Here is a 24,467-nt window from a genome sequence, read left to right on the forward strand (position 1 = left end):
AAATATTGAAGGTAATCTTATGCTTAGAGACTTTTATGGTGTGAAAAAGGAGTGAGAATATGGAAACTTCGATTGAACCTATCGACAGGGTTGCGATCACTCTCGGTCCGTTCCAAATTTACTGGTACGGTGTAATTATCATGTCAGGGGCCTTAATTGGTCTCTGGCTCGCCACGCGTGAAAGCGAGCGACGTTTACTGCCAAAAGATACCTTTAGTGATCTCGTCATTTTTGCGCTTCCGATTTCTATCATATTTGCACGCGCTTATTACGTGATTTTTAAATGGGAATATTATTTCGCACATCCCAATAAAATTATTGCTATCTGGGAAGGCGGACTAGCCATGCACGGTGTACTAATCGGTGCAGTATTGACGATAATAGTGTTTGCGAAGGTACGAAAAATTTCATTCTGGAAACTTACTGACATTTTTGCACCAAGCCTGATTCTGGCTCAGGCAATTGGACGCTGGGGAAATTTTATCAATCAGGAAGCCTACGGGGGACCCGTACCCCGTGAATTTCTCGAAAATCTGTATTTGCCCGATTTTATTATTAACCAGATGTACATTGAGCGAACGTATTATCATCCTACGTTTTTATACGAGTCTCTTTGGAATTTTGGAGGATTTATCGTATTGATGTCCCTCCGACGTGCAAATTTAAGACGTGGTGAGTTATTTTTAACATACATCATCTACTACTCGTTCGGGCGTTTCTTTATTGAAGGAATGAGAACGGATAGCTTAATGCTTACGGAATATTTGCGGATGGCACAAGTCATTTCCGTCGTATTAATTTTTGTGTCGATCCTGATAATCTGGTACCGCCGAAAAAATGGATATGCAGATATCCGCTATTTAGATAATGGCGTGGCGTGATAGAAATGAGGGATTGATATGAAAGAATATTATAGACATGTAGAGAAATGTTACTCCAACGATGATTTTATTAATAGTACTAAACAAATCAATACAATGATCAGGGACAGATTTAAGTTTGAAGCAGAAAAAAAGAAAAGGGCAAAAATACTTTAAAAAGAGAAGGAAAAAACATTCCTTTTCTTTTTTGATTGAATTATTCCTCCCAGAATTTCATAGCCTTTTTATCGTTTGTGTAGACCGAGAAATATTTCCCTTTTGCCAGATGTTTGTATTGTTCGCCTTAGCCTTTCATTTTTACGAAGTATTTCATATGGATTTCCATGTCTATGTAGAATTTTATAAATCGCTGATGTCTCAATGTTTATGTCTTATCAAGCCGTATGGCAGCATAATAAAGTAAGATGTTATGCAATCTTTAAGGAATTTCAGAATAGGCATATATTAGAATCATAATTTGGCTGATTTTTATAGGTTATTTTTAATGATTTTATCTTCTGGAATGCGATACATAGGCTCAATATCAACATCAAACCAGTAATGCAATTGATTCGTGTCTTGCTCAAGTGCTTCCTGAAGCTCATTAACTGGCTTTAAATTAGCAATCGGTTTATCACCCTTCCTAACTGCGACAAAAACCTCTGAGTCTTGCTTCAACGTCTCTAAATGCTTAATTAATTCATGAACTTTCATATTTATCGCTCCCATTCATTAATTTTCACAATTTTCAATTCATGAATTTTATTGTTGCTATTGTTGCGTGCATAAAATCCTATTGGGATCTCGACAACTAATCCCCTTATATTACTTTAAGAATGTATTTTGTCAGGTTATCAATCCTATTTTAGGAAATAACACCTGTTGTATATAATTACCTTAATTGGTAAATAAAACGAACTAATCAAAAGAAATTACATGCAAATGAACGTGAAGCCCAATTATGGAAGAAGAATACTGGTTAAAGCGTTGGAGTACCTCTGCCCTGTGTCCTGTGCTTTGTAAATCAAGAATAGTCTTATGAAATAACGGATGTAAGAAAATATCCATTACTGCGTGAACAGGTATTGAGGAAGGTAATGCTTTTACCTCTTGAAGACATAAAAGATGCCTTATATGTGACCATATGGCGTTTAAAAATTGATATAAGAATGGGAGTGTAATTACTGTTTATTTTCTTCAATGGTGAGCACATTTAGATACTTTTTCAGATATGAATAATCGCCTACTAAAATTATAACAATAGCAATAATATAATTATGATTTCGTTCAATCGTTTTTCGGCTTATCGAAATCTCCTGTTCTAATAGCTTAACAGGTATTTTTTTCTTTTTATATAAAGTTTTTTTAAAATCATCGTTCTCTATTAATATCTTTGCAACTTTTATTACATCTTGTCTCGTATCATTATATTTTGGAGATTGTTCAATCAACTTACTAAACGATAATCCAAACTCCTTTAAATCCTTTTGGTAATAAAGAATTTCTTTTTTACGATATTCTTGCTCTGTTAACTTGCTATGTTTATTGATTAGATCATTTTCCATTTTACTTTGAGAAGATTCCAGGACTTTTACCAATGCATCTTTCTTTTTTAATAATTTAGATAAAAAGCTTAGCACCAGTTTCCACCCCAGTTGTACATATTTTCCTTGTCCATAATAACTAATTAAGCATAGTAGTACAAATGAAATTCACTAACGGCCGGCGTTTCCACACATGGTATGTTTATTTCTTCCTTTTTTATAGATATTATAAAACCCGTCGATTTCCTAAAAACACTACAAGATTATATCCGTTTGCAAGTCCTTTAAATGATTTGTGAATATCACTTCGTTTTGTATTAAAGTCATCGATCCCAATAATGTTCAATGGCTTGCCGTTAATCATGAGTACATCATTTTCGTTTATTTGCTTTAGTTTAAGAAAGTTTGGATGACTCAACACATAATCATGATTCCCAAATACGGCATACGTTTGTAGGGGAATGATTCACAGTCAATAACACAAACTAAATAAAAAAAGTGGGTGCGTTCATGAAACGGGTATTATTTATGCCTTTTTTGCAGATATCATCTGGTCATCATCATGCAGCAGATGCAATGATGGAATACATGCATGAAATAGATGAATCTTTATGCTGTGAAAAGATTGATATTTTGTCTTATAGCTATGGGAAGATGGAAACATTTGTGTCAGCGTTCTATATGAAGTGGATTCATCTCTTGCCTGGTATGTACAGTTGGATTTATCGGAAATCATTGTTTGAAAACGAGCAGGAGAAAAAACGTTTCCGTTTATATGAACTGTTGTTTTTATTTTGGATGGAAAAGTTAATTAGAGAAAAAAACCGGACCTAATTATATGTACACATGCATTACCTTCTTATTTGTTGAACCAGTTAAAAAGCAGAAAAAAACATGCCATTCCTGTTATCAATGTCTATACTGATTACTTCATTAATCAAATATGGAGGATTGAAGCGATAGATTATCATTTCGTTCCAAGCAGAGAGTTAAAGGAATATTTAATAAGTCGGGGTATTGAATCAGAGCGTATTCTTGTAACTGGTATTCCGATTCATCCGTTGTTAAAGACAGGAACAAGTGAGCCGAAAAAACGAAGAACATACTCGATATTGATATCAGGTGGAAACCTTGGTGCTGGTTCAATCAAAACATTCGTTCAAAAACTTGAGCCGGCTGGCAATATTCACTATACAGTTTTATGTGGAAAAAACAACAAGCTATATCGCTTGATTAAGCAAATGAGCAATCCGATGATCAAACCATTGTCATACATTTCATCAAAAGAAGAAATGAATCAGTTGTACAATAAACCACCCTTTAGAAATTTCTGTTTTTTACAAAAGAAAAATATCATAAGTCTATTGGAGTGAAAAAAATGGGAAAAGATAAAAGCATAACGATTCATATATTATTACTATCGCTAGTTACTGCAGTATTTATTTGGTCAGTTATTCAGCCAGAAGGATACTTGATATGGACTATGGAAGTACTTCCAGCCGTTGTGGTACTGATCATTTTAATTGCAGCTTACAATAAGTTTCGTTTCACCACTTTATCATATTTCATTATGGCTATACTTTCGATTACTATGTTCATCGGTGCTCACTATACCTACTCAAAAGTTCCTCTATTTAATTGGATACAAGATTATTTTGATTTAAACCGGAACCACTATGATCGGTTTGGACACTTTCTAAAGGGTCTATTTTCGATTGTTATTAGAGAAGTATTAATACGTAAAACCCCTTTAAAAAAAGGTCCTTGGTTATTTGCTGTCACATTAAGTTTTGCGCTTGCAATTGGAGCCTTATATGAAATTATAGAATGGTTAGCTTCTATTATTTCAAAAGGTGGAAAAGCTTCAAAAGACTTTTTGGGAACACAAGGTGATTTTTGGGATGCACAATGGGATATGACATTAACATTAGTAGGCTCTATCATTGTAATGCTTACCTTATCAAAACTACATAACAAGCTGTTAAGACGATTGTTTAATGAAAAAATGGTTTGACATTTATTTAATAAAAATCTAATAAAATGGACACCATATCCTGAAAATCAATAAACAACATAGATAAAAGGAGAAAGGTACAATGAAAACGTCAGGAGAAAGCTTAGAAAATATATTAGGAGTACATCGTAAAGCAAGGCGTAAAAATCAAATGTATTATTTAGAGAACAGCTTTAAAAATCCCATCGTACATAGGGAGATAAATGGGGATAAGGTATATGTCCCATTAGATATGGAATGGATTAGGAATAAGTAACGCTGAACAAATGATTCACGCTCTGAATAAACGGAGAAAGCCGGGGAGTAATCAATCAGCCTATCTGACAAATTTAGTCACAAGGCCGTCTTTTAAACATTTAGCGAAAATTTCGATGCTGCCACGAGATTATACGGCTTATAAAATTCAACATGTCAAAATACACCATAACGAGAGTTCGATTTCATGTGATCGATATCTATTCTATTTAAATAAGGTGTACAAACAGATGACCTATATAAACCCATTCCCATGATGAGAATGGGTTTAATAGTTTTAAAATTAAACCATTAATAAAAATTTGCATGATTGAATTAGTCGGTTGGATAGCCATCTCATCGCTCCCTATCTTTTGAAAAAATTCGAAAGAAGTTGGGTTTCAGTTCCTCCACTATCTGGCCCGATTGCTTAATACCAATTATTTCAAAATTAGGTGATTAACTCAATCTTTTATTCCATTAAAAAGGACACTTACCTTATTACAGATAAGCGCCCTATTCTTGAAGATCAATAATTATTATAGACCCGAAGAAACTGTTTTGAACATCTTCTATTTTCGTGTAAATATTGCAAATTGTTATAAATTATACTTTATCCTTAGCAAGGCTATACTATTCGTGATTACAAAGATAAAAATACTTGGATGTGCAAACTAAATGCTTCATTCTTTACTAAAACCTGTCGCAAAACTATTCATCCAGTTAAAATTCCGAATTGAAATCATCGGCTTGGAACACGTTTCCACTCAAAACGCACTGATTGTAGCTGCTAACCATGTCAGCAATTATGACCCCATACTTCTATCTTGTGTGTTGAAACGGAACATTCATTTTATGGCAAAAGCCGAATTATTTCGTAATCGTTTTTTAAAATGGTTTTTTACCGCTGTTTATGCGATTTCAGTTGATCGTCAAAGTGAGATCGTCATTCGTCCTGTACGCCAAACTTTAAGAATCATTAACAATAAGGAAGTTTTTGGTATTTTTCCAGAGGGAAAAAGGTGTAAAAATGAAGAACTGGTTCAGCCTAAAAAAGGAGTAGCTTTTATCGCATGTAAAACGAATGCCCCTATTCTTCCAATTGCCATTATTGGAGTAAAAAAAGGGATTCGAACACCTATAAAGATTGTGATTGGACCACAAGTAAATGTTTGTCATTTAGACATATCAGATTACTCAGCTCTTTCACAATATGTTATGAACAGGATCAAAGAGTTAGAAAAAAATCATTCAATGGATTACTAACTTAAAAAGAGGTTTTTCATGATGTATGATAAACAGGCTTTAATCATTTTTAACCGATTTTCAGGAAAATAAAAAAACATAACACTTTTCCGATGCTAGTAAATAAACTTTCAGAATTATCACCTAAACGAGTTAAAATCACTTTGATAATCCAATTAAAAAAGCTTGCATACAAAAATGGGACGCGATTTTTATGGTTCCGATGCAAAAATCGAATTGTCAAAATATGAATAAAAATATGAGGTTAATACCGAACATTTCGGTTTTTTATACTATGAAGATTCGGTATTAACTTTTTTAATTATTTTTTATTTTTAGCTAAGCGGTCTCTTATTTTTTTTAATCTATCACGATAAGAAATAATATCTACGCGAGCCTTCTCAGCTTCAGGAGCAATTGGTCTTAACTTTTCCAACTCCCAATACTCAACAATAACATCTAATACTTGGTCAAAATACTCAAGAGGACCATAATTCGCTTCTTTTGCGATAATGCTCATTCTGTCTTCAAAGTCAGGCATTACTGTTCCTGGCATTTGGAAGTTTTTAATAACATGACCCAGGTAATAGCAATAATTTGGCTCTATTTGCAAATGGAACTTTACTACGTCTCGATAGAATGCATAGTGTAAAATTTCATCTTTAGCCAATCTTCTTAAAAGAGTAGATAAATCTTTATCGTGTGAACCGGCAACTTTGGCTACGTTGTTGTAAAAGACCATAGTCGCAAGTTCTTGAAGTGTTGTATATACCATTGTTTCAAATGGGGTATGAAAATCAGGCGACCAACCACCCTCAACGGTTTGTTTGTGAAGTTCGTGTAATCGCTTAGGGTCTACGTTTCGAGTAATAATTAAATAATTTTCAAGAAGATTAGAATGTTGATCTTCTTCTGCTGTCCAAGTACGAACAAAGTCAGTGATAACAGATAAACTACCCTTAAATGTTTGTTCCAAGTGAGAAGTAAACCAAGGTAAATTAACTTCAGTAAGTAAGGCTGTTTCAACAGCAATAATTACGCCACTAGGGAGAGTGACTTGGCTCTTATCCCAGGGTAATCTTCTAAAATCTTGAGCTTTATCCCATGGCAAGAACTCATAATAACCCCAATCTATTTTTGCAGAGCGAACTTTGTGTTCCTCATATATTTCTTTAATTTTAGCTTCTAATCGAAAATCCAAGTGGTTAGTTAGCAAATTTGAAAACTCCCTTGCTCTATATTTCTTCTTTTTAAGAATAGCCATTTATTATTTTGGATATAACATTTTTGTTGGTAGTCCCAAAAGACTTTTGTCTTTAGTCATAATGAACAAAATCAAAAAGGAATCAAAAATAGAGACATTCCAATAGATATAAAAATATCTAACTTTTCAATCACTATATCCACCCCAAATAATTACTAAAGTAATCACATTTTCACACAAATTCCTAAGTATTTGATTGGTTAGTTATTCCATTATCCCGCACCGGAGTTTAAGAGAAAACCTACACAATTTCCATTCTATATTTTAACATATATCTAAATTACCTTGAAAACGATCCTAAACAATCTGGCCCTTATGTAGAAGAACTTCAGAATCCGCTTGCTCCATTAAACTCCCTCTATAAAGAAAGGAATAACTCTGGATTTCTAGCTTTTTCTTAAGATTTCATCTAGATTTATTTTAATTAGACATCAAAGTTATGGATGTAAGTTGAAAATAAGGATATTTTTGGTGCGTTAGAGAAAAAAAGTCCTTAACTGCCTAACCACTCCTATCCAAAAAGTGGTTATCTAGTTAAAGTATGGTTGCACTGGTGGATGTCCACATGTCTCATGGAGGTCAACCCTCCCATGTCTCACAGAGTCTACGCTCCAAAATTCCTTCGTCCAACCTTTCCATGAGGTGGATGTCAGTGATGCTGCCCGACAGGATCAAAGTCCTTACTTTAATTGTTTTACTGACTAATCCGTGCTTCAAATGTCTAAATAATAATCCTAAATAAAACCTTTTGAATATTAACTAATGAACCCTAAGCTGCCAGTAAAGGAGCCATATGAGGAATATCCTTCAACATTCTATCTTCACTAAATTCACATTGTTTTGTACCAATCGTAAAAAGAATTCGTATCAGCTTATTACATATCGCTATCAGCGATTGCATTTTCTTTAGAGGATTATTTTTACGTGTTGTAAAATACTCATGTAAAGCTTTAAAAGCAGTGTTCTTAGCTACCAAAGGCATCGCTACTCGGAAGAGGAGAGCCCTTAGTGTCTTCCTGCCTCTCTTTGTAATCTTCGTATGCCCTTTGTGCTTTCCAGAGGTGTTCTCCTTTAAACTCAACCCAGCTAACTTGATGATTTGTCGAGGGTGAGAATAGTAACTTAAATTCCCTACTTCAGAAAAGAAGCCAGCTACAGTGTCCTTGCCGATTCCTGTGATGGCCAACATTTGTTGAACACCTGGTATCCGTTCAAGGAGTCCATCAATATCAGATTCTAGTTCTTCGAACTTTTCATTTATTAACTCATACTTGTCTAGTAAAGTGCGAAGCTCTAATTTAGCCATCCTTGAACCTTCACGAATACCGATAGAGTCTTTGGCTACTCGTTTAAGTTCTTGAATTTTACTGAGTCCAACCGCACGTTTTACAGCTTTTCTGAGGTGAATGAGGATCTCTTGTTCCGAGACTATCTCTAACTCATGTGGTAATACGTTTAACTTTAATAATTGTAGTGCTGCTTTTCCTTCCCAATCCTTAAACACTGTAAGGAATTCAGGGAAATATCGATCTAACCAGTTATGAATTTGCCCCTGCACAGCTTGTAAGTCAACAAATAAGAGATCGCGTATTTTCCTTGCCACACGAAGTTCTGCATAAACTCCTTGTGGAATATTAGGTTCGGCATATCTCCCATCTTTGACTAGCTGTGCAATGACTTTAGCGTCCTTCACATCATTTTTGGTTGGAGAATTATCATCTAATTCTTTAGATTTCTTCACATGCATAGGATTTACCACGACAAACTTTATCTCCTCTTCTTTAAGAAAATGAGCGAGGTTGAGCCAATAATGACCTGTCGGCTCCATTCCAATAATCACCTTATCCATGCCGTGTTGTTCCATCAAATGTTTTATCCAGCCTAAAAAAAGATTAAAATGTGATTTGGTATTTTCAAAATGACAAGGTGCACCAAACTCTAGGCCTCTAAAGTCTTGAGCACGAGCTACATGCTTGTACTTCGCAATATCTACACCTACAATTAGTGTTTGAGAAGTTATTTGAGCAATCTTTTTATTTTGGTTATAATTCATTTGAACAGCCTCCTGGTTATTTGAGTTCGTCCTTTTTGCCGGCAAGCACTGGACACTCATATCTTACCAAGAGGTTTATTTTTTGTTCAAACCCCATTTTTCTTCATTACAGGAATGCTGCCCTTTACTTCAATAAGAAGAGGCGACACTTTGTTAAGCAATCGCCCCCTATAATGGAATAACTGTAAAGCTAATGAAGCTTTTTTAAAAGCTGCGTTTCCCTGCCCAAGCTCCTTGCATTTTACTAAGGAATACAATTTGCCCAATATGATATGCGTCGTGCATTGCTAAACTCTTCAGTTCAAGCACTAATGAATTATCTTCTCCTGGGATCTGTCTATACAAATCTTCATGTTCTGATTTTGCTAGTATTTTTCCAAGTTCACGATGAACATAAAAGTATTCTTGTTTTGTTTCCTTCCAATTTTCTAACGCCTCAGTTGGTAATCGAAATGTAGATTCATTATTTTCTGCCTGTGGTTCATTCGCTGTTTCACCAAGAAATCTCATCAGAAATCTCTTTTCATAGAAAAGTAAATGACAAACTAATTCCCAAATGGAATTCATTGCCCCATCAGCTGGTTTCCAAATTGCCTGTTCAAAAGTGATATCCTCTAGCACTTTTTCAAGTGGTGGAAACCAGTCTTCTTCATCTAAGCAGCTTGCCCATTGCTGTAACAAAAGTGTTTTTACATCCATTTTCTATTCCCTCCAATTTAATCCCTTTACTAGATAATCCCGTTGGTCAAAATTCATTTGCGGCTTGTTGTAGAGAGGTCACTAATTAAGGTGTCATGCCAATTCCTTGTTCAATTAAACTGGCCCGATTGCTTAATACCAATTATTTCAAAATTGGGTGATTAACTCAATCTTTTATTCCATTAAAAAGGGCACTTACCTTATTACAGATAAGCACCTGATTGTTGAAGATCGTCCTGGAACATCCACGCTGCATTGATATTCCAGAAAAGCCCCCTTTAATGGAATAACTTGACTAGCAATCTTCCAAATAAAGATAACCCAGAATGAACGGCTTAAAAAACACCCTCGAAAGGATGTCTTATTTTTTATTTAGATAGCAAATTGTAAATATCCAATATTTTGTTGGAGAATTCCGGGCTCCAATGATCGTTCGTATCCTCATTACTATTCAAGGATATACTTTCGTCATTTGCGAAATAAAGTTTTATTTCAGATGACCTTACGTTTTTGGTTTCAAATGAATATTCGGTTTTGACGATTTCTTTATATTTAAAGAGATTAACCTTCACCAGATTATCCTTTATCTTTAAAACTTTAACTTGGTTGTTTTCAAAGAAGTACAATTCTTCTTCACTAGAATTTTCAATAAAAAGTTTTTTAGGATAGAAGACCTGTACTTCATATTCATTAACCACTTTACCTATTGCTTCAAGCGCATATTCTTTGTCGTAGTCTTTAAATGCTTCCTTTTTGATGTACTCGCGGTATGTTTCTATTGTTAACGCAGCCATATCAACACCTCCTTCTGTCCTATATTTCAACAGAAGGAAGTATTTTCCTCTTTTTCGCAAACTCAATACATAACAAAAAAACGACCTATGGCAAAGTAGGTCATTTTCTTTTTGTATCTTTGTGCTCTCCATGCAAATTAGCCAATATTATAAGGGTTTTATTTTACAATAAATCGTTATTCCCATACAAGATTATAGTTCTTTAGGTTCCCTTCTTCACTATTTCTGTAATATCAATCTCATTGTATAACGCCTTATAAAGTTCCACATTATAAATGAATTCACGTCTTATTTCTCTAAACCACTCATAAGCCACTCGTGCAGCTTCCTTATCCGGATCTTCTTTGTAACTCCTTACATCCACTTTAAAATCTCCACTTTGTCGGAATTTCCCATCAGCCACAAAGTAATGAAGTGTAATTAATATTTGCATTTAAACTCCCTTGCCTTCCTTTTCAATAACATCTCTTTTTGGATCAATCTTTCTAACGCTGGACTTAATGCCTTCCAGAAATTGTTTACTGCTTGCTGACTTGGTTTCTTCAAAGTATCACATCCTACTGGGGAAATAAAAAAACACCCTTCAATTTCATAAGAAATAAAGAGTGAAAATACAGGATAGTAGAATCAATAGGAGTTTTTTTAAAACTCAATACAATAGTTGAGTATTGTTAGGTATCAGGAAAATGAAAACTTAGCGAAACAATTGTTTCATTTTAAATCCCTATGAATTCTTTGACTTCTTTCAATCCTCTGTAAGCCTTTGACCATACACTATTTTCTTCAAGATACTTTTCGCCTTTTTCCGTCAGCATTGGTCCTATCATATAAATGTGCGGTCGATTATCCGAGTATTCAATACCTTGTAAATAATTCTCTCTGGTTAAGAATCTTACTGCTTCATCAAATTCAGTCGGAGTAACTGGGAAGTCGTCATCTGTTAATGGAGTATTGCCATTAGATATTTCCTTGAGGATCGCGTATCTCAACTTTTCTTTGTTCATCATCGGCCTCCTTCTGTATTCACTATTAACAAAATCCAGTATTTCTTGATACAAGGACTCGTCATAGAAATGTTGCGGATATACATCAGCAATTCTGCTTATATCGCTCGAGTAATTATATAATGAGACATGCACAATATCTGGAATAGAAAGAGCTTCGCTTTTATTCAAGTATTCTTTTTCTGAAAACTCATTAATAAACGTGTTGTAAAAATCGTTTCTTGCTGATATTTCGTCAAAATTCCAGGAAGAATTAGTATCTTTGTGATTGATTGCAAATTGAAAACACTCTTCGTTACTCATTTTTCCACACCACCTTTGCCCTATAATTCAACAAAAGGTGGATTTTACCTCTTTTTTACAAACTCAATACATAATGTTCATGATGTAGAAGTTCTCACAGATAAGCCCCTTTTCTTTTCATGAAAGACTACGTTTAGGGTTTGTACATAAGCCAAAGAGTTAAGCACCACCTTATTTCTCCTATGTTATTTAAAATTCACATGCAAGAGCTTGTTATCATTTAAAACTGCACGGTTGCACGGCGGATTTTACTAGCATAGGTTTGCTGAAAAGCTAGACATCAGCTAAAATTAATATCCTATTTTTAAAGATGAAAATTTCTTATTGGATTCTTCAGCTTCTATATAATTTAATATCTGAGGAATTTCTAGTTTTGACGTATATTGAAGCGTTTTTGTTCGGGTAGTTTGTTTATGATTTTGAACTTTCTTTTCACCTACGTTCAATTGTTCAAAAAGAAAATGACTTATATGACTTAGTACATCTGCTGTTCCGTGGATTCTAAGACGAGGACGGGTATATTTAATAGACTTACTGTAGGATGTATCTAATGAATGATGCAATTTGATATAGGTTTTAATAAATACCTCTTCATCAAAATATCCTTGTGGATATGGTTTATCTTCATGGTTATTTCCTACCCATCCCATATTTTTAATTCTCAAAACAAAATAAGGACCCGCTCACTCAGAAATATAAACTGAAATCAAAAGGTGGCTTCAAAACAAAACCTGAGGCAAAATTAGCTGCTGCGAAAGAAGAATTGAAACTTGCGGAGGGATTCGAACAAGCTCCTGCAGCTCTTAAAACATTTTTGCAGGACTGGTTAACTGAATATAAAAAGGGAGAAGTGAGAAAAAACACTTACATTCTACATGAACGTAATATTGCAAAACACATTCTTCCATATTTTAAAAACATCCGTCTTTCTGATGTAAAACCGATTATGTATCAAAAATTTTTAAACCATCTGACAGCTCAAGGTTACAGTAAACGGACCGTTGAAATAATCCACACAACCATGAATAATGCGCTTAAAAAAGCTGTAATATTAGGAAAGCTTGAAAAAAACCCATGCGTAGGTGTAACGATTAAAGGTAAGAAAAAAGAATCCTCTTTGCGCTTTATTGAGTCGCAAGACATCTCTCGCTTTCTGCAAGAAGCTTATAAATATGACTATATTTATTGGATTTTTTTTAAAGTGCTTATTGAGACTGGAATGCGAAAAGGGGAAGCCGCTGCATTAAAGTGGTCGGATGTAGACTTAAAAGAAGGATTAATCTCAATCAATAAAACGCTTGATTTTAAGGCGGAAAACCATTTTGAATTATTTGGTGATCCTAAAACTTTAAGTTCTAGACGAACCATCACAATCAGTAATAGCTTAGTAAATGACTTTTACTATCACATGAAATATCAAAATCAAAATAGAATTGCCCTGAATGAAGTGTACCATCATGATCTTAATTTAGTATTGTGTCGGAATGATGGGGATATTATGCCAAATTCAACTTTATTCAATGCCTTTGAACGTATTTTGAAACGCGCCGATCTTCCCAAGATACCAATCCATTCATTACACATACTGTTTTACTTTTGGAATCAGGTGCTGATATGAAATATATTCAGGAGCGGTTAGGTCATGGCAGCATTCAAATTACATCAGATGTTTATGCCCATATCTCCAAAAAGATTGAAAAAGATACTATGGGTAAATATGAAGAGTATATGAAAAATGTCTTAAAGTAATTATTTTTTGGTCAAATTTTGGTCGCACATCAATTGGAAATGAAATTAACCAATTTGACCAAAAAACAAAAGACCCCTGACACCAATGGCATCAGGGGTTTGAAGGTATTAATATTGAGACATATACTGTTCTCTTTCCCAAGGGTGAACTTGAGTACGGAACATATCCCATTCAATTTCTTTCGCTTCCATGAAGTGCTCGAACAAATGCTCGCCAAGGGCATTGATGATAACTTCATCCGTTTTTAATAGATCTAATGCTTGAGCAAGTGTAGCAGGAAGATCAACGATTCCGTTCTCTACACGCTCTTCTTTTGTCATTACATAGATGTTGCGGTCAATCGGTTTTGGAGCTCCAAGATTGTTTTTGATTCCGTCAAGGCCTGCTGCAAGCAATACAGACATTGCTAAGTATGGGTTAGCAGAAGGGTCAACGCTGCGTACTTCTACACGAGTGCTTAGACCGCGTGAAGCTGGAATACGAATTAACGGACTTCTGTTTTGTGCTGACCAAGCAACATAGCAAGGTGCTTCGTAGCCAGGAACTAAACGTTTGTATGAGTTAACTGTCGGGTTCGTAACAGCCGTAAAGTTTGGTGCATGCTTAATGATGCCAGCGATGAAATGTTTAGCTGTTTCGCTTAATTCAAGGTCGCTGTTTTTGTCATAAAAAGCATTTACGCCGTTTGTGAATAGTGATAAGTTCATGTGCATTCCAGATCCGTTTACACCAAATAATGGTTTTGGCATGAATGTAGCATGCAGACCATGTTTGCGGGCAATTGTTTTAACAACAAGTTTAAACGTTTGGATATCGTCACAAGCTTTTACTGCACCAGCATATTTGAAGTCAATTTCATGCTGTCCAGGTGCTACCTCATGGTGGGAAGCTTCAATTTCAAAGCCCATTTCTTCAAGCTCAAGCACGATGTCGCGGCGGCAGTTTTCGCCAAGATCCGTTGGTGCTAAATCAAAGTAGCCGCCATGGTCGTTTAGTTCAAGAGTAGGTTCGCCTTTTTCATCAAGTTTGAATAAGAAAAATTCCGGCTCAGGTCCAAGATTGAAATCTGTGAATCCTAAGTCTTCCATTTCTTTCAGCATACGTCTTAAATTGTTACGAGGGTCCCCATCAAATGGAGTTCCATCTGGGCTGTAAATATCACAAATAAAACGTGCTACTTTTCCTTTTTCAGAAGTCCATGGGAAGATAACGAATGTATCGATATCAGGGAAAAGATACATGTCAGACTCCTCAATGCGGACGAAGCCTTCAATTGAAGATCCATCAAACATACATTTGTTGTCCAAAGCTTTTTCAAGCTGACTTACTGGAATCTCAACGTTTTTAATTGTTCCCAGGATATCCGTAAACTGCAGACGGATATATTTTACGTTTTCTTCTTGTACCAATCGTACAATATCTTCTTTCGTATACTTAGCCATTTTGAAAAATCCTCTCCTAACAATACAAAGATATATTTATGTTTAATTTAAGTGAAGCTTAGTTCATTAGTGAAAAAATCTGGACATATCCCCCTGTCTGAGTGATGACCTTTGAAAACGCCCTGCCTGCATAAGTTCAGCTTTCAGCAATTTTCGCAATTCAGCATCAGAAAGATCCGGTTTTTCCACTTTTTTAGGCTGTTCATCATTAGGCAAATCAAATCGTTCTTCTTTCTTAGAAAAAATTTGCTTAATGCCTGCCATATTGACGCCTTGTTCAATAAGGCTTCTGATTTCAAGCAGTTTGTCTACATCATTAAATGAAAATAATCGTCTGTTTCCTTCAGTTCTAGCAGGAAAAATCAGGCCATTTTCTTCATAATATCGAATTTGTCTGGCAGAGAGTTCTGTCAGCTGCATGACAATTCCGATCGGGAATAAGGGCATCGTGCGTCGAATTGTATCACCCATTGTATTCCCTCCTTTTCTTAACTTATTCTTATTATATTCCATGTCATATAATGTGTCAACAACATGTTAGGAAAAATAACATACATTAACATTATAAATGAATGAGTTCTTTTTGAAGAAGATGATCTATAGCTGAGCATATGGCAATTTTTACGTGAGAATAGGTTAATCCCCCTTGTACATAGGCCGTAAATGGCGCACGCAGCGGTCCGTCAGCTGACAGTTCAATACTTGCACCCTGTATGAAAGTACCTGCTGCCATTATGACATCATTTTCATACCCCGGCATATAACTTGGATATGGTGTCACGTGAGAGTTAATCGGGGATGCGTATTGAATAGCCTGACAAAAAGCAACCATTAAATCCGCCTGATTAAATTGCACTGATTGTATAAGATCAGTCCGGACAGCATCCCACGAAGGATTTGTATTGAGTCCTGCCATTTCAAGTATCGCCGAAGTAAATACTGCTCCTTTAAGAGCTTGTGCGACTACATGCGGAGCAAGGAAAAAGCCCTGGTACATTTCCTGAAGACTATATAATGAAGCACCTGCTTCTGCTCCGATGCCCGGTGATGTCATTCTGTATGAGCATGCCTCTATTAAATCCGTTCTTCCCACTAAATAACCGCCTGTCTTGGCAAGTCCTCCTCCGGGATTTTTAATGAGAGAACCCGCCATTAGGTCCGCACCTGCATGGCAGGGTTCCAGCTCCTCAACAAATTCCCCGTAGCAATTATCAACAAAAACGATCATTTCATTCTTAATTGATTTTACAAAATCGATCATTTCTTTTATTTCAGCAATTGTGTAGGATGGCCTTGTTGCATAACCTTTAGAACGCTGAATGCCGATCATTTTTGTCTTATCCGTGATTGCCGCTCTGACAGCTTCAAAATCTACTTTTCCATCTTCTTTTAAATCCACTGCCTTATAACCGATTTTAAATTCACTAAGCGAACCGACTCCGCTCCCCCGAATTCCAACAATCTCTTCAAGCGTATCGTATGGCTTTCCGGTTATGTAAAGGAGCTCGTCAAAAGGGCGGAGGACTCCAAACAAAGCAATGGAGATTGCATGCGTGCCTGAAATGATCTGAGGACGTACAAGCCCCGCCTCGCCTCCAAAGACATCTGCGTATATTTTCTCCAGCGTATCCCGCCCATGGTCATCATACCCGTAACCTGTTGAAGGAATAAAATGTGAATCGCTTACTTTGTGATCTCTGTAGCTTTTCAGCACACGGTACTGATTTAGTTCCATTCTTTCGTCGATCTTTTTATGAATCTGTCCTATTTTTTCTTCTGCCTGATTAGATAGCTGTGATATTTTCTCTCCAAATTTTAGTTGTTTAAACATTGCTGCTGCCCTTTCTGTTGTACATCTGTATATGCCCGGCAACTGAGTGTGCGGGCAAATAGTGTCCTTGTATTTCGTATTGATTTGTTTCTTCATTAAATGCAAAATGTCCGACCATCGTTTCAGTCTTAATAAGGGATAGGAGTCTGCCTTCACTCGACGGGACTTCAATGCTGAATAGCTCCATTTGCTCGACTGAAACAGATTGGATCTTCTGTTTAAGAAGACCGATGTCACTCTCGCTGAATGCACTGATCAAAACATGGTCAGCTTTTGGCGATGGAACGAACTCTATTGACTTCTTATCTTTTTTGTTGTATACAGTCAGGACGGGGATGGCAGTAACCTTCAATTCATCAAGAAGCTTGTATACTGTTTTTTCATGATTTTGATAGTCATCATTTGAACTGTCAACAACATGAAGAATGAGGTCTGCTTCTTTTACTTCTTCCAAAGTAGATCGGAATGCTGCAACTAATGTAGTCGGCAAATCCTGAATAAATCCAACCGTATCTGTAAGCAGGGCTTGATACCCCGAAGGCAGCGTCATTTTTCTGGTCATAGGATCTAATGTAGCAAAAAGCAAATCCTCTTCAAATGTGCCTGCATCTGTAATTCTGTTAAAAAGTGTGGATTTGCCTGCATTGGTATAGCCAACGAGGGCAATTTGGAATGCCTGATTTTTCTTCCGTCTCTCGCGGTACCGATTACGGTGGCTGACAATGGCAGAAAGCTGAAGTTTAATTTCATGTATTCTGCTTCGGATGTGCCTTCTGTCGGTTTCCAGCTGAGTTTCACCCGGCCCTCTTGTTCCAATACCGCCGCCTTGACGGGAAAGGTTTATGCCTTGTCCGCTTAGTCTCGGCAATAAGTATTGAAGCTGTGCAAGCTCAACTTGAAGTTTACCTTCTCTTGACTTTGCACGAGTCGCAAAAATATCAAGTATCAATTGCGTCCGGTCTATTATCTTTATATCAAGTGCAGCCGTCAGATTACGCTGCTGGCTTGGGGAAAGCTCATCGTTAAATATAATTAGGTTCGGTTCAAGTTCTTCTGAAAGAGCAATCAGCTCCTCCACTTTGCCTTTTCCTATGTATGTAGCCGGATGTATTCTTTCTCTTTTTTGAGACAGCTGTATCAGAACTTCACCATTTGCCGTTTTCGTTAATGAAGCGAGCTCACTCATTGTATATTGAAAGGCCTCGTCATCTAATTTAGGCAGCTGACAGCCAACCAGAATGACTTTTTCGATTTCAGAATATATGTTCTCTTTCAAACGTGTATCATCCTTTTCAGCAATAATTTTGCACTATCATCATAACAAAAAAAACAGGAATTCACTAATTGTTTCCTATATACAGCGTTATATGAAAGAAAATGGTTGCATTTCTCCATGACGCCATATAAAATCAAAAACGGTTACAACTAGAAAGCGCATTAGCAAAGGGGATACAGGTATGACTTGGGAAGTATTAAGCATCATTGGAACAATTGCGTTTGCTGTCAGCGGAGCAATTGTTGCGATGGAAGAAGAATATGATATTTTAGGCGTATATATATTAGGGATCGTTACCGCTTTTGGGGGCGGTGTGATCAGAAATCTGCTGATCGGCGTGCCAATTTCCGCCCTCTGGGAACAGGGTATGCTTTTTCAAATAGCTTTGATTGCAATGACGACCGTTTTCTTATTTCCGAATAACTTACTTAAACACTGGCAAAGATGGGGAAACCTGACGGATGCAATCGGGTTATCCGCATTTGCCATACAAGGGGCCTTATATGCAACAGAAATGAATCATCCTATAAGTGCAGTTGTCGTAGCAGCTGTCTTAACTGGAAGCGGCGGGGGAATCATCCGTGATCTTTTAGCAGGACGCAAACCGCTTGTCTTAAAATCTGAAATTTATGCAGTATGGGCTGTCCTTGCGGGTCTCGTCATTGGTTTTGACCTTGCAGAGTCTTCCATTCATCTTTATACACTCTTTGTATTGCTGGTAGCATGCAGGGTGCTCTCATATTCGAATAAATGGCGATTGCCGAACAAATCTATTCATCATTAATAAAGCCGCACACAGCGGCTTTATTCTTTTATGATGAGATCCTGGCTTTTAATTGTCATCAAGTCATTACGCTGATATTGATCTGATGTAAGAAGTCTCATAGCTTGAGATCTGATCGATTTTTCAATGACATTTCGAACATATCTTCCATTTGAAAATTTTGCAGGAGCCATGTTTGTTTTAATCATATTTAAATGATCACGAAGCTTCCACTCCGCTTCTTTGCTGAATGTGTATTCCCGTTCAATCATCATTCTTTTCGATATCTCCATCAGCTGTTCTACGGAATAGTCAGGAAAATCCACGACTAGCGGAAATCTTGAATGAAGACCAGGGTTAAGGGTGAGGAAATGATCCATTTCTTTTGAATAGCCCGCTAAGATTAAAACAAATTCATGCTGCTTATCCTCCATATGCTTAACAAGCGTATCAATCGCTTCTTTGCCGAAATCCTTTTCTCCACCGCGTGCAAGTGAATATGCTTCATCTATAAAAAGTATCCCGCCAAGTGATTTTTTAATCAGATCTCTTGTTTTTTGTGCTGTATGCCCAATGTATTCTCCGACTAAATCTGCCCTTTCAGCTTCAATCAAGTGTCCTTTTGAGAGCACATTCATTTGAAAAAACAATTTGCCGATCAGCCTGGCAACTGTCGTTTTTCCTGTTCCCGGATTTCCTTTGAACATCATATGAAGAGATTGCTTTCCAGCTTTAAGACCTTGTTCCTCACGCTTTTTATTGATATAAATCCATGCATAAATTTCTTTTAGCATCCGTTTCATTTCTTCCATGCCTACAAGAGTGTTTAATTCAGCTTCCATTTCATCAAGAATGACATGCTGAGGCTGTGTTTTCGGAATTTTAATTTCATAGGATGTTGATTCGCTGATTTTCTCATGATACGTCTTTTTTTGTCCATTCAAAATCACATTAATTTGACCATTGTTTTTAAATGTGACTGCTTGATCCAAAGATGTTCACCTCACATTCTTTTACTACTATACGTTGCAGCGGGCAAAATCGTGACAAATGCCTATATAAAATTATGAAAATTATTTTAACTGTTAAAAAAATTGTTGATAAATGTGATGTTTTGTAGTATTGTGCGCTTTCCCGAGAAATATTTTCTCTTATTTCCTTATGCACTAAGGGGGAATAACTATCAAAATCAAAATAAAAGCAGCCTCCATTATGCTGAAGACTGCTTTCATATTTCTATTCTAATTCAAGTGTTACATTTTTCTGCGGTGCAAAAGTTGAAATCGCATGCTTATAGATAAGCTGCTGCTTTCCTTCTGTTTCTAAAAGAACCGTAAAGTTATCAAACCCTTTGACAAGCCCTCTTAATTGAAAGCCATTTAGTAAGAATACTGTTACAAAGGTACCGTCTCTACGGATGGAATTTAAAACTTGGTCTTGAATATTTACTGTTGTTTTCATGTTTCGTCCTCCTCTTTTCTCTATGTGTTATGTATTCGCGCTTAAATTAAGCTTTCCTGCTATATATGTAAAAATTTCATTGAACCTCAAATCCATATCAAATGGCTTGCTCATATCAAACCATTCCACATCCATTTTGTTGCGGAACCAAGTAAGCTGGCGCTTAGCATATCTCCGGGAATTTTGTTTAAGCTGCTCTTTTGCGTCTTCAAGGGAAACAGCGCCGTCAAAATAAGCGTATAATTCTTTATAGCCTATTGCCTGTATGGATTGACAATCTCTCAGCCCCATTTCATAAAGGCCTTTCACTTCTTGAAACAGGCCTTGATCCATCATCAGGTCTACTCTTAAATTAATTCTCTCATAGAGCTGTTCTCTCTCCATTGTAAGTCCTATAATGACAACATCATACAGCAGAACCTTATCTTGTTCTGCGAGAAAATCGGTCATTGTTTTTCCCGTACAATGAAAAATTTCAAGTGCTCTAATGACACGCCTGACATTATTAGGGTGAATTCTCTCAGCAGAAACAGGATCAATCAAAGCAAGCTTTCTATGAATCGTTTCATTTCCCGCTGAACAGGCCTCAGATTCAAGCTGTTTCCTAAAATCCGGGTCAGAAGCAGCATCTGTGAATTGATAATCATAAATAACAGATTGTATATATAATCCTGTGCCGCCAACGATGATAGGGAGTTTTTTCTTTGCATGAATTTCCGTAATTAATGGACGTGCAATCTCCTGAAATTCAGCTGAAGAAAAATCTTCTTCAGGATTTTTTATATCAATGAGATGGTGGACAATTCCATCCATTTCATCAGGCTTTACTTTTGCAGTGCCTATATCCATCCCGCGGTAGACCTGCATACTGTCTCCGCTGATAATTTCTCCGTTTAGCTTCTTTGCGAGCTGAATGCTCAAATTCGTTTTGCCAACAGCTGTCGGTCCTATAATTACGACCAGCTTCTCTTTCTTCAACTTGCAACCACTCTTTCATTCCTAATAGTCCGCTATTCAACATCTTATCACTTTAAATCAGTGAATACCAGTTTATTATTTCCAGTTTTCGGTTCAGCCAAACGGCAGAGTATCAATAACCGATAGGTCCGCTCGTTCGGCCGCTAAATAAATGGTAATGAACATGCTTTTGCTGTGGAGAATAAACCACTCCTCCAAACTCCGGAGGCTCTGCTTCTGTATAGTTCCGGTAAGATTTCCCGAAGAATAAGTGATAGTGAGACCCATCAAGCATTGGTATAGCAGGTCCTGTTTGAACGTAAAACCGGTGATAATGCTGATTTTCAAACGTTGTTAACCCTTCAACATAATGAAAATGACCATCATATGAATTCCCGTTCAGCGGTTTAGAAAACCCGAGTAAATAATGATAGTGATTTTCCTTCTCTTCAGTGACTCCCTGAAAAAAATGAGCATGCGGAACTGGAAGCTGCTCCCGGTAACAGTCCATTAGAAAACACTCCTTTTCTCTTTCTCCTTCAGACTATGAAAAGATAAGGAATTAGGCGCATGAATCAGGAAAATAATTTCATCTGTCTAGGACAGAAAGGTCAATTCTTATTTTTCAGTTTTATTCAGCTGTGTGGGGGAATTCAATAAGTAAATGATTTTTAGGGGGGCCTTTTTCATGTTTCAGTTAGAAGATATGATTACATTTTTTTGGGCTTTCTTTTTCGTGCTGCCGATTGTAGCATTTATTCATCAGCTGGGACACTTTTTCTTCGTGTGGATGTTTGGAGGCAAAGCAGTATTTATTTTGGGCAGAGGAAAACTCTTGTTCAGAATAGGAAAACTTGAAGTAAACCAATACTACTTCTTAGATTCATTTTGCCAATATGAAAATTTGAAGTGGGATAATCGCTACACACACGCATTTGTATATGCCGGCGGCTCTCTGTTTAATCTTTCAGCCATTTTGATCGTTAATACAATGATCCACACCGATATTCTTGAACCTCATATTTTTTTCTATCAGTTTGTTTATTTTTCCGTTTACTTTGTTTTCTTTTCTTTGCTTCCTTTTAAATATTCAGAAACTCACTCATCTGACGGGCGATCTATATATGATGTGATTAGATATGGCAAAAGCTGCAGTCAGCTTGATTAGAAATAGATAAAAAGGAAAGCAGCCGGCTTTCCTTTTTTACATGATGCGCTTAAACATCTTTTCCATCTCATACGTCGAATTATTTTAACTTACCCATTAGTTTAACAACTAAGCAAAAAGAAGCTTGTCCTACTATACATATTTTACCACGACTGAAATGATACTTCATTGCCTTCTTCAACTAAACTGTCTCGTTAGCTCAATAAAAAAAAGCTGCCTTCACGACAGCCTGGATCTTCAACTCTTGCACCCGTTGGAATAACTATTTTTGAAAACTATCGACTTATTTATTCTTGAGTTTGAAAAGCTAACTTTAAACCTAAACCTATATAGACTAAACCTGCAACTTTCCCAATCCAATTTGAACTCTGGTTCGTTTTAGCTAAGAACTTTCCACCTATTATACTCGTTAGGAATGCTATGAAAGTGGTATAAATTATGCTCATCAGTACAAATGTTAACCCAAGCATTAAAAGCTGAATTGTTACTGGATAGCCATCGCTTCGGACGAACTGTGGTAAGAAAGCTAAGAAAAAAAGTGCAGTCTTTGGGTTTAGTAATTCAATCAACAGAGCCTGACGAAAAGTTAAGTTAGGATTCACCTTTTCTACAGCAGGTTTCGCAACCTTTTTAGTTTTATTAATCAAAGCACTTATTCCTAAATAAACTAAGTATGCTGCACCTATATATTTAACTGCTTCAAAAGCAAAGTCAGATGTCATTAAAATAGCAGAAAGCCCAAGAACCGCCGCAAAAGTATGGATTAAATCACCAAAGGCAATACCTAAACCTGTTACAATTCCATTTTTCTTTCCACCTTTAATAGTTTGAGATATTGTTACAATAACAGCAGGACCTGGGATTAAAAATAACATTAGAACTACTAAAATATAAGTCATCATTCTTCATCATTCCTTTCCTTTAAATAATACAAGTGGTTTTTTACAAAAAATTCTTTATACCATTTTAAACATTTTATCACAGTAAATTAAAATGTTATTTAAGTAAATTGCTTCGTTAGTTAAATAAAAAAGAGCTGCCATAGCAACTCGAATGGTATTCAACTCACGCACCCGTTTGCTTAAGAAGAAGTTCTTACTGTCAGGTAATACATTTACATTAATTTCGATACTTAATCATAATATGGAGATAGGGGTTCCAATTTTCTATAAAAAGGAGATGTTTTTTTGCAGCCTTACTATTTTTATCGAGTTAACAACTGGGGACATATTTTAAATTTGTTACAACAAAGTTTATATGCTGAAGAAATGGTATGTGCTATGAGCTCTGAACTTTTCCATATACCAAAAACCAAAAATTTAAAAGGAAATCGCGAGATGCATAATCATCTAGTGCCTGCTTCCTATCATCGCGTTACAGCAGTAGGTTCATCCCAGAGACTGGTAAATGGTGAGCAACAGCAATCCATTGTAGAAACACTGGCGGCTTGTATAAAAAATGCTGAAAATCAAGATAAAAATGTACGTGAAGGATTAATAACAATGGAGGAAAATGCAAGTCCTGAGTTTAAAACGTTTATTAAAGTGATTATCAAGTGGCAAGAACAAGCAGAATCCTATTTAAATCAAGCAAAAGAATCTTTGCGAACTATGGGAGTTTCGGTTCCTGCTGAAAGTGAACAGCAGAGTGGAGATTACAATTATTAATATTATCAGGCTGGTTCTAGCAGCAAATTCAAAATTTCTGATATGTATTTGAACATAAATTTCCAATTATACAGAAACGTTCCTCAACAATCTGACCCGATTGTTGAACAAGGTAAAGCGATGCCTCATAAAAACTCG

Annotated in this window: 29 protein-coding genes and 1 pseudogene; 11 read left to right on the forward strand and 19 right to left on the reverse strand. The window is 36.2% G+C overall.

Annotated features, from left to right (window positions below):
• Positions 1 to 59 precede the first annotated feature (59 nt).
• Positions 60 to 881 carry a prolipoprotein diacylglyceryl transferase gene (gene lgt / locus QFZ72_RS17470; protein WP_307435660.1) on the forward strand — a complete coding sequence of 274 codons (822 nt, stop codon included), beginning with the start codon at positions 60 to 62 and terminating at the stop codon, positions 879 to 881.
• Between the two features lie 468 nt (positions 882 to 1,349).
• Here the strand turns inward: lgt and QFZ72_RS17475 are convergent, their stop codons facing one another.
• From QFZ72_RS17475 to QFZ72_RS17485, 3 genes are all read right to left on the reverse strand, one after another.
• Positions 1,350 to 1,574 (reverse strand): hypothetical protein, encoded by a 225-nt coding sequence (locus QFZ72_RS17475; RefSeq protein WP_307435663.1) that lies wholly within the window; start codon positions 1,572 to 1,574, stop codon positions 1,350 to 1,352.
• Positions 1,575 to 2,041: 467 nt separating this feature from the next.
• Positions 2,042 to 2,500, reverse strand: a complete 459-nt coding sequence (locus tag QFZ72_RS17480) for a hypothetical protein (RefSeq protein WP_307435665.1) — start codon at positions 2,498 to 2,500, stop codon at positions 2,042 to 2,044.
• Positions 2,501 to 2,630: 130 nt separating this feature from the next.
• Positions 2,631 to 2,825: a hypothetical protein gene (locus QFZ72_RS17485; RefSeq protein ID WP_307435667.1), complete on the reverse strand. Its 195-nt coding sequence runs from the start codon at positions 2,823 to 2,825 to the stop codon at positions 2,631 to 2,633.
• A gap of 89 nt (positions 2,826 to 2,914) precedes the next feature.
• Between QFZ72_RS17485 and QFZ72_RS17490 the strand changes: the two genes are divergently transcribed.
• From QFZ72_RS17490 to QFZ72_RS17515, 6 genes are all read left to right on the forward strand, one after another.
• Positions 2,915 to 3,238, forward strand: coding sequence for a hypothetical protein (locus tag QFZ72_RS17490; RefSeq protein ID WP_307435669.1), 324 nt, complete (start codon positions 2,915 to 2,917; stop codon positions 3,236 to 3,238).
• Positions 3,239 to 3,267: 29 nt separating this feature from the next.
• The gene (locus QFZ72_RS17495; RefSeq protein ID WP_307435672.1) at positions 3,268 to 3,777 is read left to right on the forward strand and encodes an MGDG synthase family glycosyltransferase; all 510 of its coding nucleotides are present in this window, start codon (positions 3,268 to 3,270) and stop codon (positions 3,775 to 3,777) included.
• A 5-nt stretch (positions 3,778 to 3,782) separates the two neighbouring features.
• Positions 3,783 to 4,418, forward strand: a complete 636-nt coding sequence (locus tag QFZ72_RS17500) for a DUF2238 domain-containing protein (protein WP_307435675.1) — start codon at positions 3,783 to 3,785, stop codon at positions 4,416 to 4,418.
• A gap of 82 nt (positions 4,419 to 4,500) precedes the next feature.
• The gene (locus QFZ72_RS17505) at positions 4,501 to 4,674 is read left to right on the forward strand and encodes a hypothetical protein (protein ID WP_307435678.1); all 174 of its coding nucleotides are present in this window, start codon (positions 4,501 to 4,503) and stop codon (positions 4,672 to 4,674) included.
• A gap of 10 nt (positions 4,675 to 4,684) precedes the next feature.
• Complete coding sequence (locus tag QFZ72_RS17510; protein WP_307435681.1) at positions 4,685 to 4,930, forward strand: hypothetical protein; 246 nt, start codon at positions 4,685 to 4,687, stop codon at positions 4,928 to 4,930.
• Between the two features lie 400 nt (positions 4,931 to 5,330).
• The gene (locus tag QFZ72_RS17515) at positions 5,331 to 5,918 is read left to right on the forward strand and encodes a lysophospholipid acyltransferase family protein (RefSeq protein WP_307435684.1); all 588 of its coding nucleotides are present in this window, start codon (positions 5,331 to 5,333) and stop codon (positions 5,916 to 5,918) included.
• Positions 5,919 to 6,219: 301 nt separating this feature from the next.
• Here the strand turns inward: QFZ72_RS17515 and QFZ72_RS17520 are convergent, their stop codons facing one another.
• From QFZ72_RS17520 to QFZ72_RS17550, 7 genes are all read right to left on the reverse strand, one after another.
• Positions 6,220 to 7,113, reverse strand: coding sequence for an acyl-ACP desaturase (locus tag QFZ72_RS17520; RefSeq protein WP_307435686.1), 894 nt, complete (start codon positions 7,111 to 7,113; stop codon positions 6,220 to 6,222).
• 817 nt (positions 7,114 to 7,930) lie between these two features.
• Positions 7,931 to 9,214: an IS110 family RNA-guided transposase gene (locus QFZ72_RS17525; RefSeq protein WP_307430061.1), complete on the reverse strand. Its 1,284-nt coding sequence runs from the start codon at positions 9,212 to 9,214 to the stop codon at positions 7,931 to 7,933.
• Between the two features lie 204 nt (positions 9,215 to 9,418).
• A complete protein-coding gene (locus QFZ72_RS17530) occupies positions 9,419 to 9,913 on the reverse strand; it encodes a DinB family protein (protein ID WP_307435689.1) in 495 nt (164 codons plus the stop codon).
• Between the two features lie 368 nt (positions 9,914 to 10,281).
• On the reverse strand, positions 10,282 to 10,707 hold the full coding sequence (locus QFZ72_RS17535; protein ID WP_307435691.1) for a DUF3908 family protein: 426 nt from the start codon (positions 10,705 to 10,707) through the stop codon (positions 10,282 to 10,284).
• 202 nt (positions 10,708 to 10,909) lie between these two features.
• Positions 10,910 to 11,140 carry a hypothetical protein gene (locus tag QFZ72_RS17540; protein WP_307435694.1) on the reverse strand — a complete coding sequence of 77 codons (231 nt, stop codon included), beginning with the start codon at positions 11,138 to 11,140 and terminating at the stop codon, positions 10,910 to 10,912.
• A gap of 283 nt (positions 11,141 to 11,423) precedes the next feature.
• Positions 11,424 to 12,014, reverse strand: coding sequence for a YjcQ family protein (locus QFZ72_RS17545; protein WP_307435696.1), 591 nt, complete (start codon positions 12,012 to 12,014; stop codon positions 11,424 to 11,426).
• Positions 12,015 to 12,304: 290 nt separating this feature from the next.
• Positions 12,305 to 12,664, reverse strand: a complete 360-nt coding sequence (locus QFZ72_RS17550; RefSeq protein WP_307435700.1) for a hypothetical protein — start codon at positions 12,662 to 12,664, stop codon at positions 12,305 to 12,307.
• Positions 12,665 to 12,687: 23 nt separating this feature from the next.
• Between QFZ72_RS17550 and QFZ72_RS17555 the strand changes: the two are divergent.
• Positions 12,688 to 13,763: pseudogene (locus tag QFZ72_RS17555) on the forward strand (tyrosine-type recombinase/integrase); the annotation flags it as partial.
• Positions 13,764 to 13,871: 108 nt separating this feature from the next.
• On the opposite strand, the gene glnA reads toward QFZ72_RS17555, so the two are convergent.
• From glnA to hflX, 4 genes are all read right to left on the reverse strand, one after another.
• A complete protein-coding gene (gene glnA, locus QFZ72_RS17560; protein WP_307435702.1) occupies positions 13,872 to 15,206 on the reverse strand; it encodes a type I glutamate--ammonia ligase in 1,335 nt (444 codons plus the stop codon).
• A gap of 66 nt (positions 15,207 to 15,272) precedes the next feature.
• Positions 15,273 to 15,677, reverse strand: coding sequence for a MerR family transcriptional regulator (locus QFZ72_RS17565; RefSeq protein ID WP_307435705.1), 405 nt, complete (start codon positions 15,675 to 15,677; stop codon positions 15,273 to 15,275).
• A gap of 91 nt (positions 15,678 to 15,768) precedes the next feature.
• Complete coding sequence (locus QFZ72_RS17570) at positions 15,769 to 17,037, reverse strand: methionine gamma-lyase family protein (protein ID WP_307435708.1); 1,269 nt, start codon at positions 17,035 to 17,037, stop codon at positions 15,769 to 15,771.
• The gene (gene hflX, locus QFZ72_RS17575; RefSeq protein WP_307435709.1) at positions 17,030 to 18,313 is read right to left on the reverse strand and encodes a GTPase HflX; all 1,284 of its coding nucleotides are present in this window, start codon (positions 18,311 to 18,313) and stop codon (positions 17,030 to 17,032) included. The genes QFZ72_RS17570 and hflX overlap by 8 nt, the downstream gene beginning before the upstream one ends.
• 181 nt (positions 18,314 to 18,494) lie before the next feature.
• Here hflX and QFZ72_RS17580 point away from each other — a divergent pair, with 181 nt between their 5' ends.
• Positions 18,495 to 19,097: a trimeric intracellular cation channel family protein gene (locus QFZ72_RS17580; protein WP_307435712.1), complete on the forward strand. Its 603-nt coding sequence runs from the start codon at positions 18,495 to 18,497 to the stop codon at positions 19,095 to 19,097.
• 20 nt (positions 19,098 to 19,117) lie between these two features.
• On the opposite strand, the gene spoVK is transcribed toward QFZ72_RS17580, so the two are convergent.
• From spoVK to QFZ72_RS17600, 4 genes are all read right to left on the reverse strand, one after another.
• Entirely contained in the window at positions 19,118 to 20,068 is a 951-nt protein-coding gene (gene spoVK / locus QFZ72_RS17585) for a stage V sporulation protein K (protein ID WP_307435717.1), read from the reverse strand.
• 244 nt (positions 20,069 to 20,312) lie between these two features.
• Positions 20,313 to 20,537 carry an RNA chaperone Hfq gene (gene hfq, locus QFZ72_RS17590; protein WP_307435719.1) on the reverse strand — a complete coding sequence of 75 codons (225 nt, stop codon included), beginning with the start codon at positions 20,535 to 20,537 and terminating at the stop codon, positions 20,313 to 20,315.
• A gap of 27 nt (positions 20,538 to 20,564) precedes the next feature.
• Entirely contained in the window at positions 20,565 to 21,515 is a 951-nt protein-coding gene (gene miaA, locus QFZ72_RS17595; RefSeq protein ID WP_307435721.1) for a tRNA (adenosine(37)-N6)-dimethylallyltransferase MiaA, read from the reverse strand.
• Between the two features lie 112 nt (positions 21,516 to 21,627).
• Entirely contained in the window at positions 21,628 to 22,005 is a 378-nt protein-coding gene (locus QFZ72_RS17600; protein ID WP_307435723.1) for a YmaF family protein, read from the reverse strand.
• Between the two features lie 177 nt (positions 22,006 to 22,182).
• Here QFZ72_RS17600 and QFZ72_RS17605 point away from each other — a divergent pair, with 177 nt between their 5' ends.
• On the forward strand, positions 22,183 to 22,662 hold the full coding sequence (locus QFZ72_RS17605; RefSeq protein ID WP_307435727.1) for an RIP metalloprotease: 480 nt from the start codon (positions 22,183 to 22,185) through the stop codon (positions 22,660 to 22,662).
• 287 nt (positions 22,663 to 22,949) lie between these two features.
• On the opposite strand, the gene QFZ72_RS17610 is transcribed toward QFZ72_RS17605, so the two are convergent.
• Positions 22,950 to 23,564, reverse strand: coding sequence for a LysE family translocator (locus QFZ72_RS17610; protein WP_307435730.1), 615 nt, complete (start codon positions 23,562 to 23,564; stop codon positions 22,950 to 22,952).
• A 285-nt stretch (positions 23,565 to 23,849) separates the two neighbouring features.
• Between QFZ72_RS17610 and QFZ72_RS17615 the strand changes: the two genes are divergently transcribed.
• A complete protein-coding gene (locus QFZ72_RS17615) occupies positions 23,850 to 24,329 on the forward strand; it encodes a hypothetical protein (protein WP_307435731.1) in 480 nt (159 codons plus the stop codon).
• Positions 24,330 to 24,467: the final 138 nt, after the last annotated feature.

This window comes from Bacillus sp. V2I10 (genome assembly GCF_030817055.1).
Classification (GTDB): domain Bacteria; phylum Bacillota; class Bacilli; order Bacillales; family Bacillaceae; genus Bacillus_P.

Bases quoted from the DNA above. Each gene is read 5' to 3' on its own strand.
- lgt (WP_307435660.1), top strand. From the start codon at position 60: ATGGAAACTTCGATTGAACCTATCGACAGGGTTGCGATCACTCTCGGT.
- QFZ72_RS17475 (WP_307435663.1), bottom strand. From the start codon at position 1,574: ATGAAAGTTCATGAATTAATTAAGCATTTAGAGACGTTGAAGCAAGAC.
- QFZ72_RS17490 (WP_307435669.1), top strand. From the start codon at position 2,915: ATGAAACGGGTATTATTTATGCCTTTTTTGCAGATATCATCTGGTCAT.
- QFZ72_RS17500 (WP_307435675.1), top strand. From the start codon at position 3,783: ATGGGAAAAGATAAAAGCATAACGATTCATATATTATTACTATCGCTA.
- QFZ72_RS17505 (WP_307435678.1), top strand. From the start codon at position 4,501: ATGAAAACGTCAGGAGAAAGCTTAGAAAATATATTAGGAGTACATCGT.
- QFZ72_RS17510 (WP_307435681.1), top strand. From the start codon at position 4,685: ATGATTCACGCTCTGAATAAACGGAGAAAGCCGGGGAGTAATCAATCA.
- QFZ72_RS17515 (WP_307435684.1), top strand. From the start codon at position 5,331: ATGCTTCATTCTTTACTAAAACCTGTCGCAAAACTATTCATCCAGTTA.
- QFZ72_RS17525 (WP_307430061.1), bottom strand. From the start codon at position 9,214: ATGAATTATAACCAAAATAAAAAGATTGCTCAAATAACTTCTCAAACA.
- QFZ72_RS17530 (WP_307435689.1), bottom strand. From the start codon at position 9,913: ATGGATGTAAAAACACTTTTGTTACAGCAATGGGCAAGCTGCTTAGAT.
- QFZ72_RS17535 (WP_307435691.1), bottom strand. From the start codon at position 10,707: ATGGCTGCGTTAACAATAGAAACATACCGCGAGTACATCAAAAAGGAA.
- QFZ72_RS17540 (WP_307435694.1), bottom strand. From the start codon at position 11,140: ATGCAAATATTAATTACACTTCATTACTTTGTGGCTGATGGGAAATTC.
- QFZ72_RS17545 (WP_307435696.1), bottom strand. From the start codon at position 12,014: ATGAGTAACGAAGAGTGTTTTCAATTTGCAATCAATCACAAAGATACT.
- QFZ72_RS17550 (WP_307435700.1), bottom strand. From the start codon at position 12,664: ATGGGATGGGTAGGAAATAACCATGAAGATAAACCATATCCACAAGGA.
- glnA (WP_307435702.1), bottom strand. From the start codon at position 15,206: ATGGCTAAGTATACGAAAGAAGATATTGTACGATTGGTACAAGAAGAA.
- QFZ72_RS17565 (WP_307435705.1), bottom strand. From the start codon at position 15,677: ATGGGTGATACAATTCGACGCACGATGCCCTTATTCCCGATCGGAATT.
- QFZ72_RS17570 (WP_307435708.1), bottom strand. From the start codon at position 17,037: ATGTTTAAACAACTAAAATTTGGAGAGAAAATATCACAGCTATCTAAT.
- QFZ72_RS17580 (WP_307435712.1), top strand. From the start codon at position 18,495: ATGACTTGGGAAGTATTAAGCATCATTGGAACAATTGCGTTTGCTGTC.
- hfq (WP_307435719.1), bottom strand. From the start codon at position 20,537: ATGAAAACAACAGTAAATATTCAAGACCAAGTTTTAAATTCCATCCGT.
- QFZ72_RS17600 (WP_307435723.1), bottom strand. From the start codon at position 22,005: ATGGACTGTTACCGGGAGCAGCTTCCAGTTCCGCATGCTCATTTTTTT.
- QFZ72_RS17605 (WP_307435727.1), top strand. From the start codon at position 22,183: ATGTTTCAGTTAGAAGATATGATTACATTTTTTTGGGCTTTCTTTTTC.
- QFZ72_RS17610 (WP_307435730.1), bottom strand. From the start codon at position 23,564: ATGATGACTTATATTTTAGTAGTTCTAATGTTATTTTTAATCCCAGGT.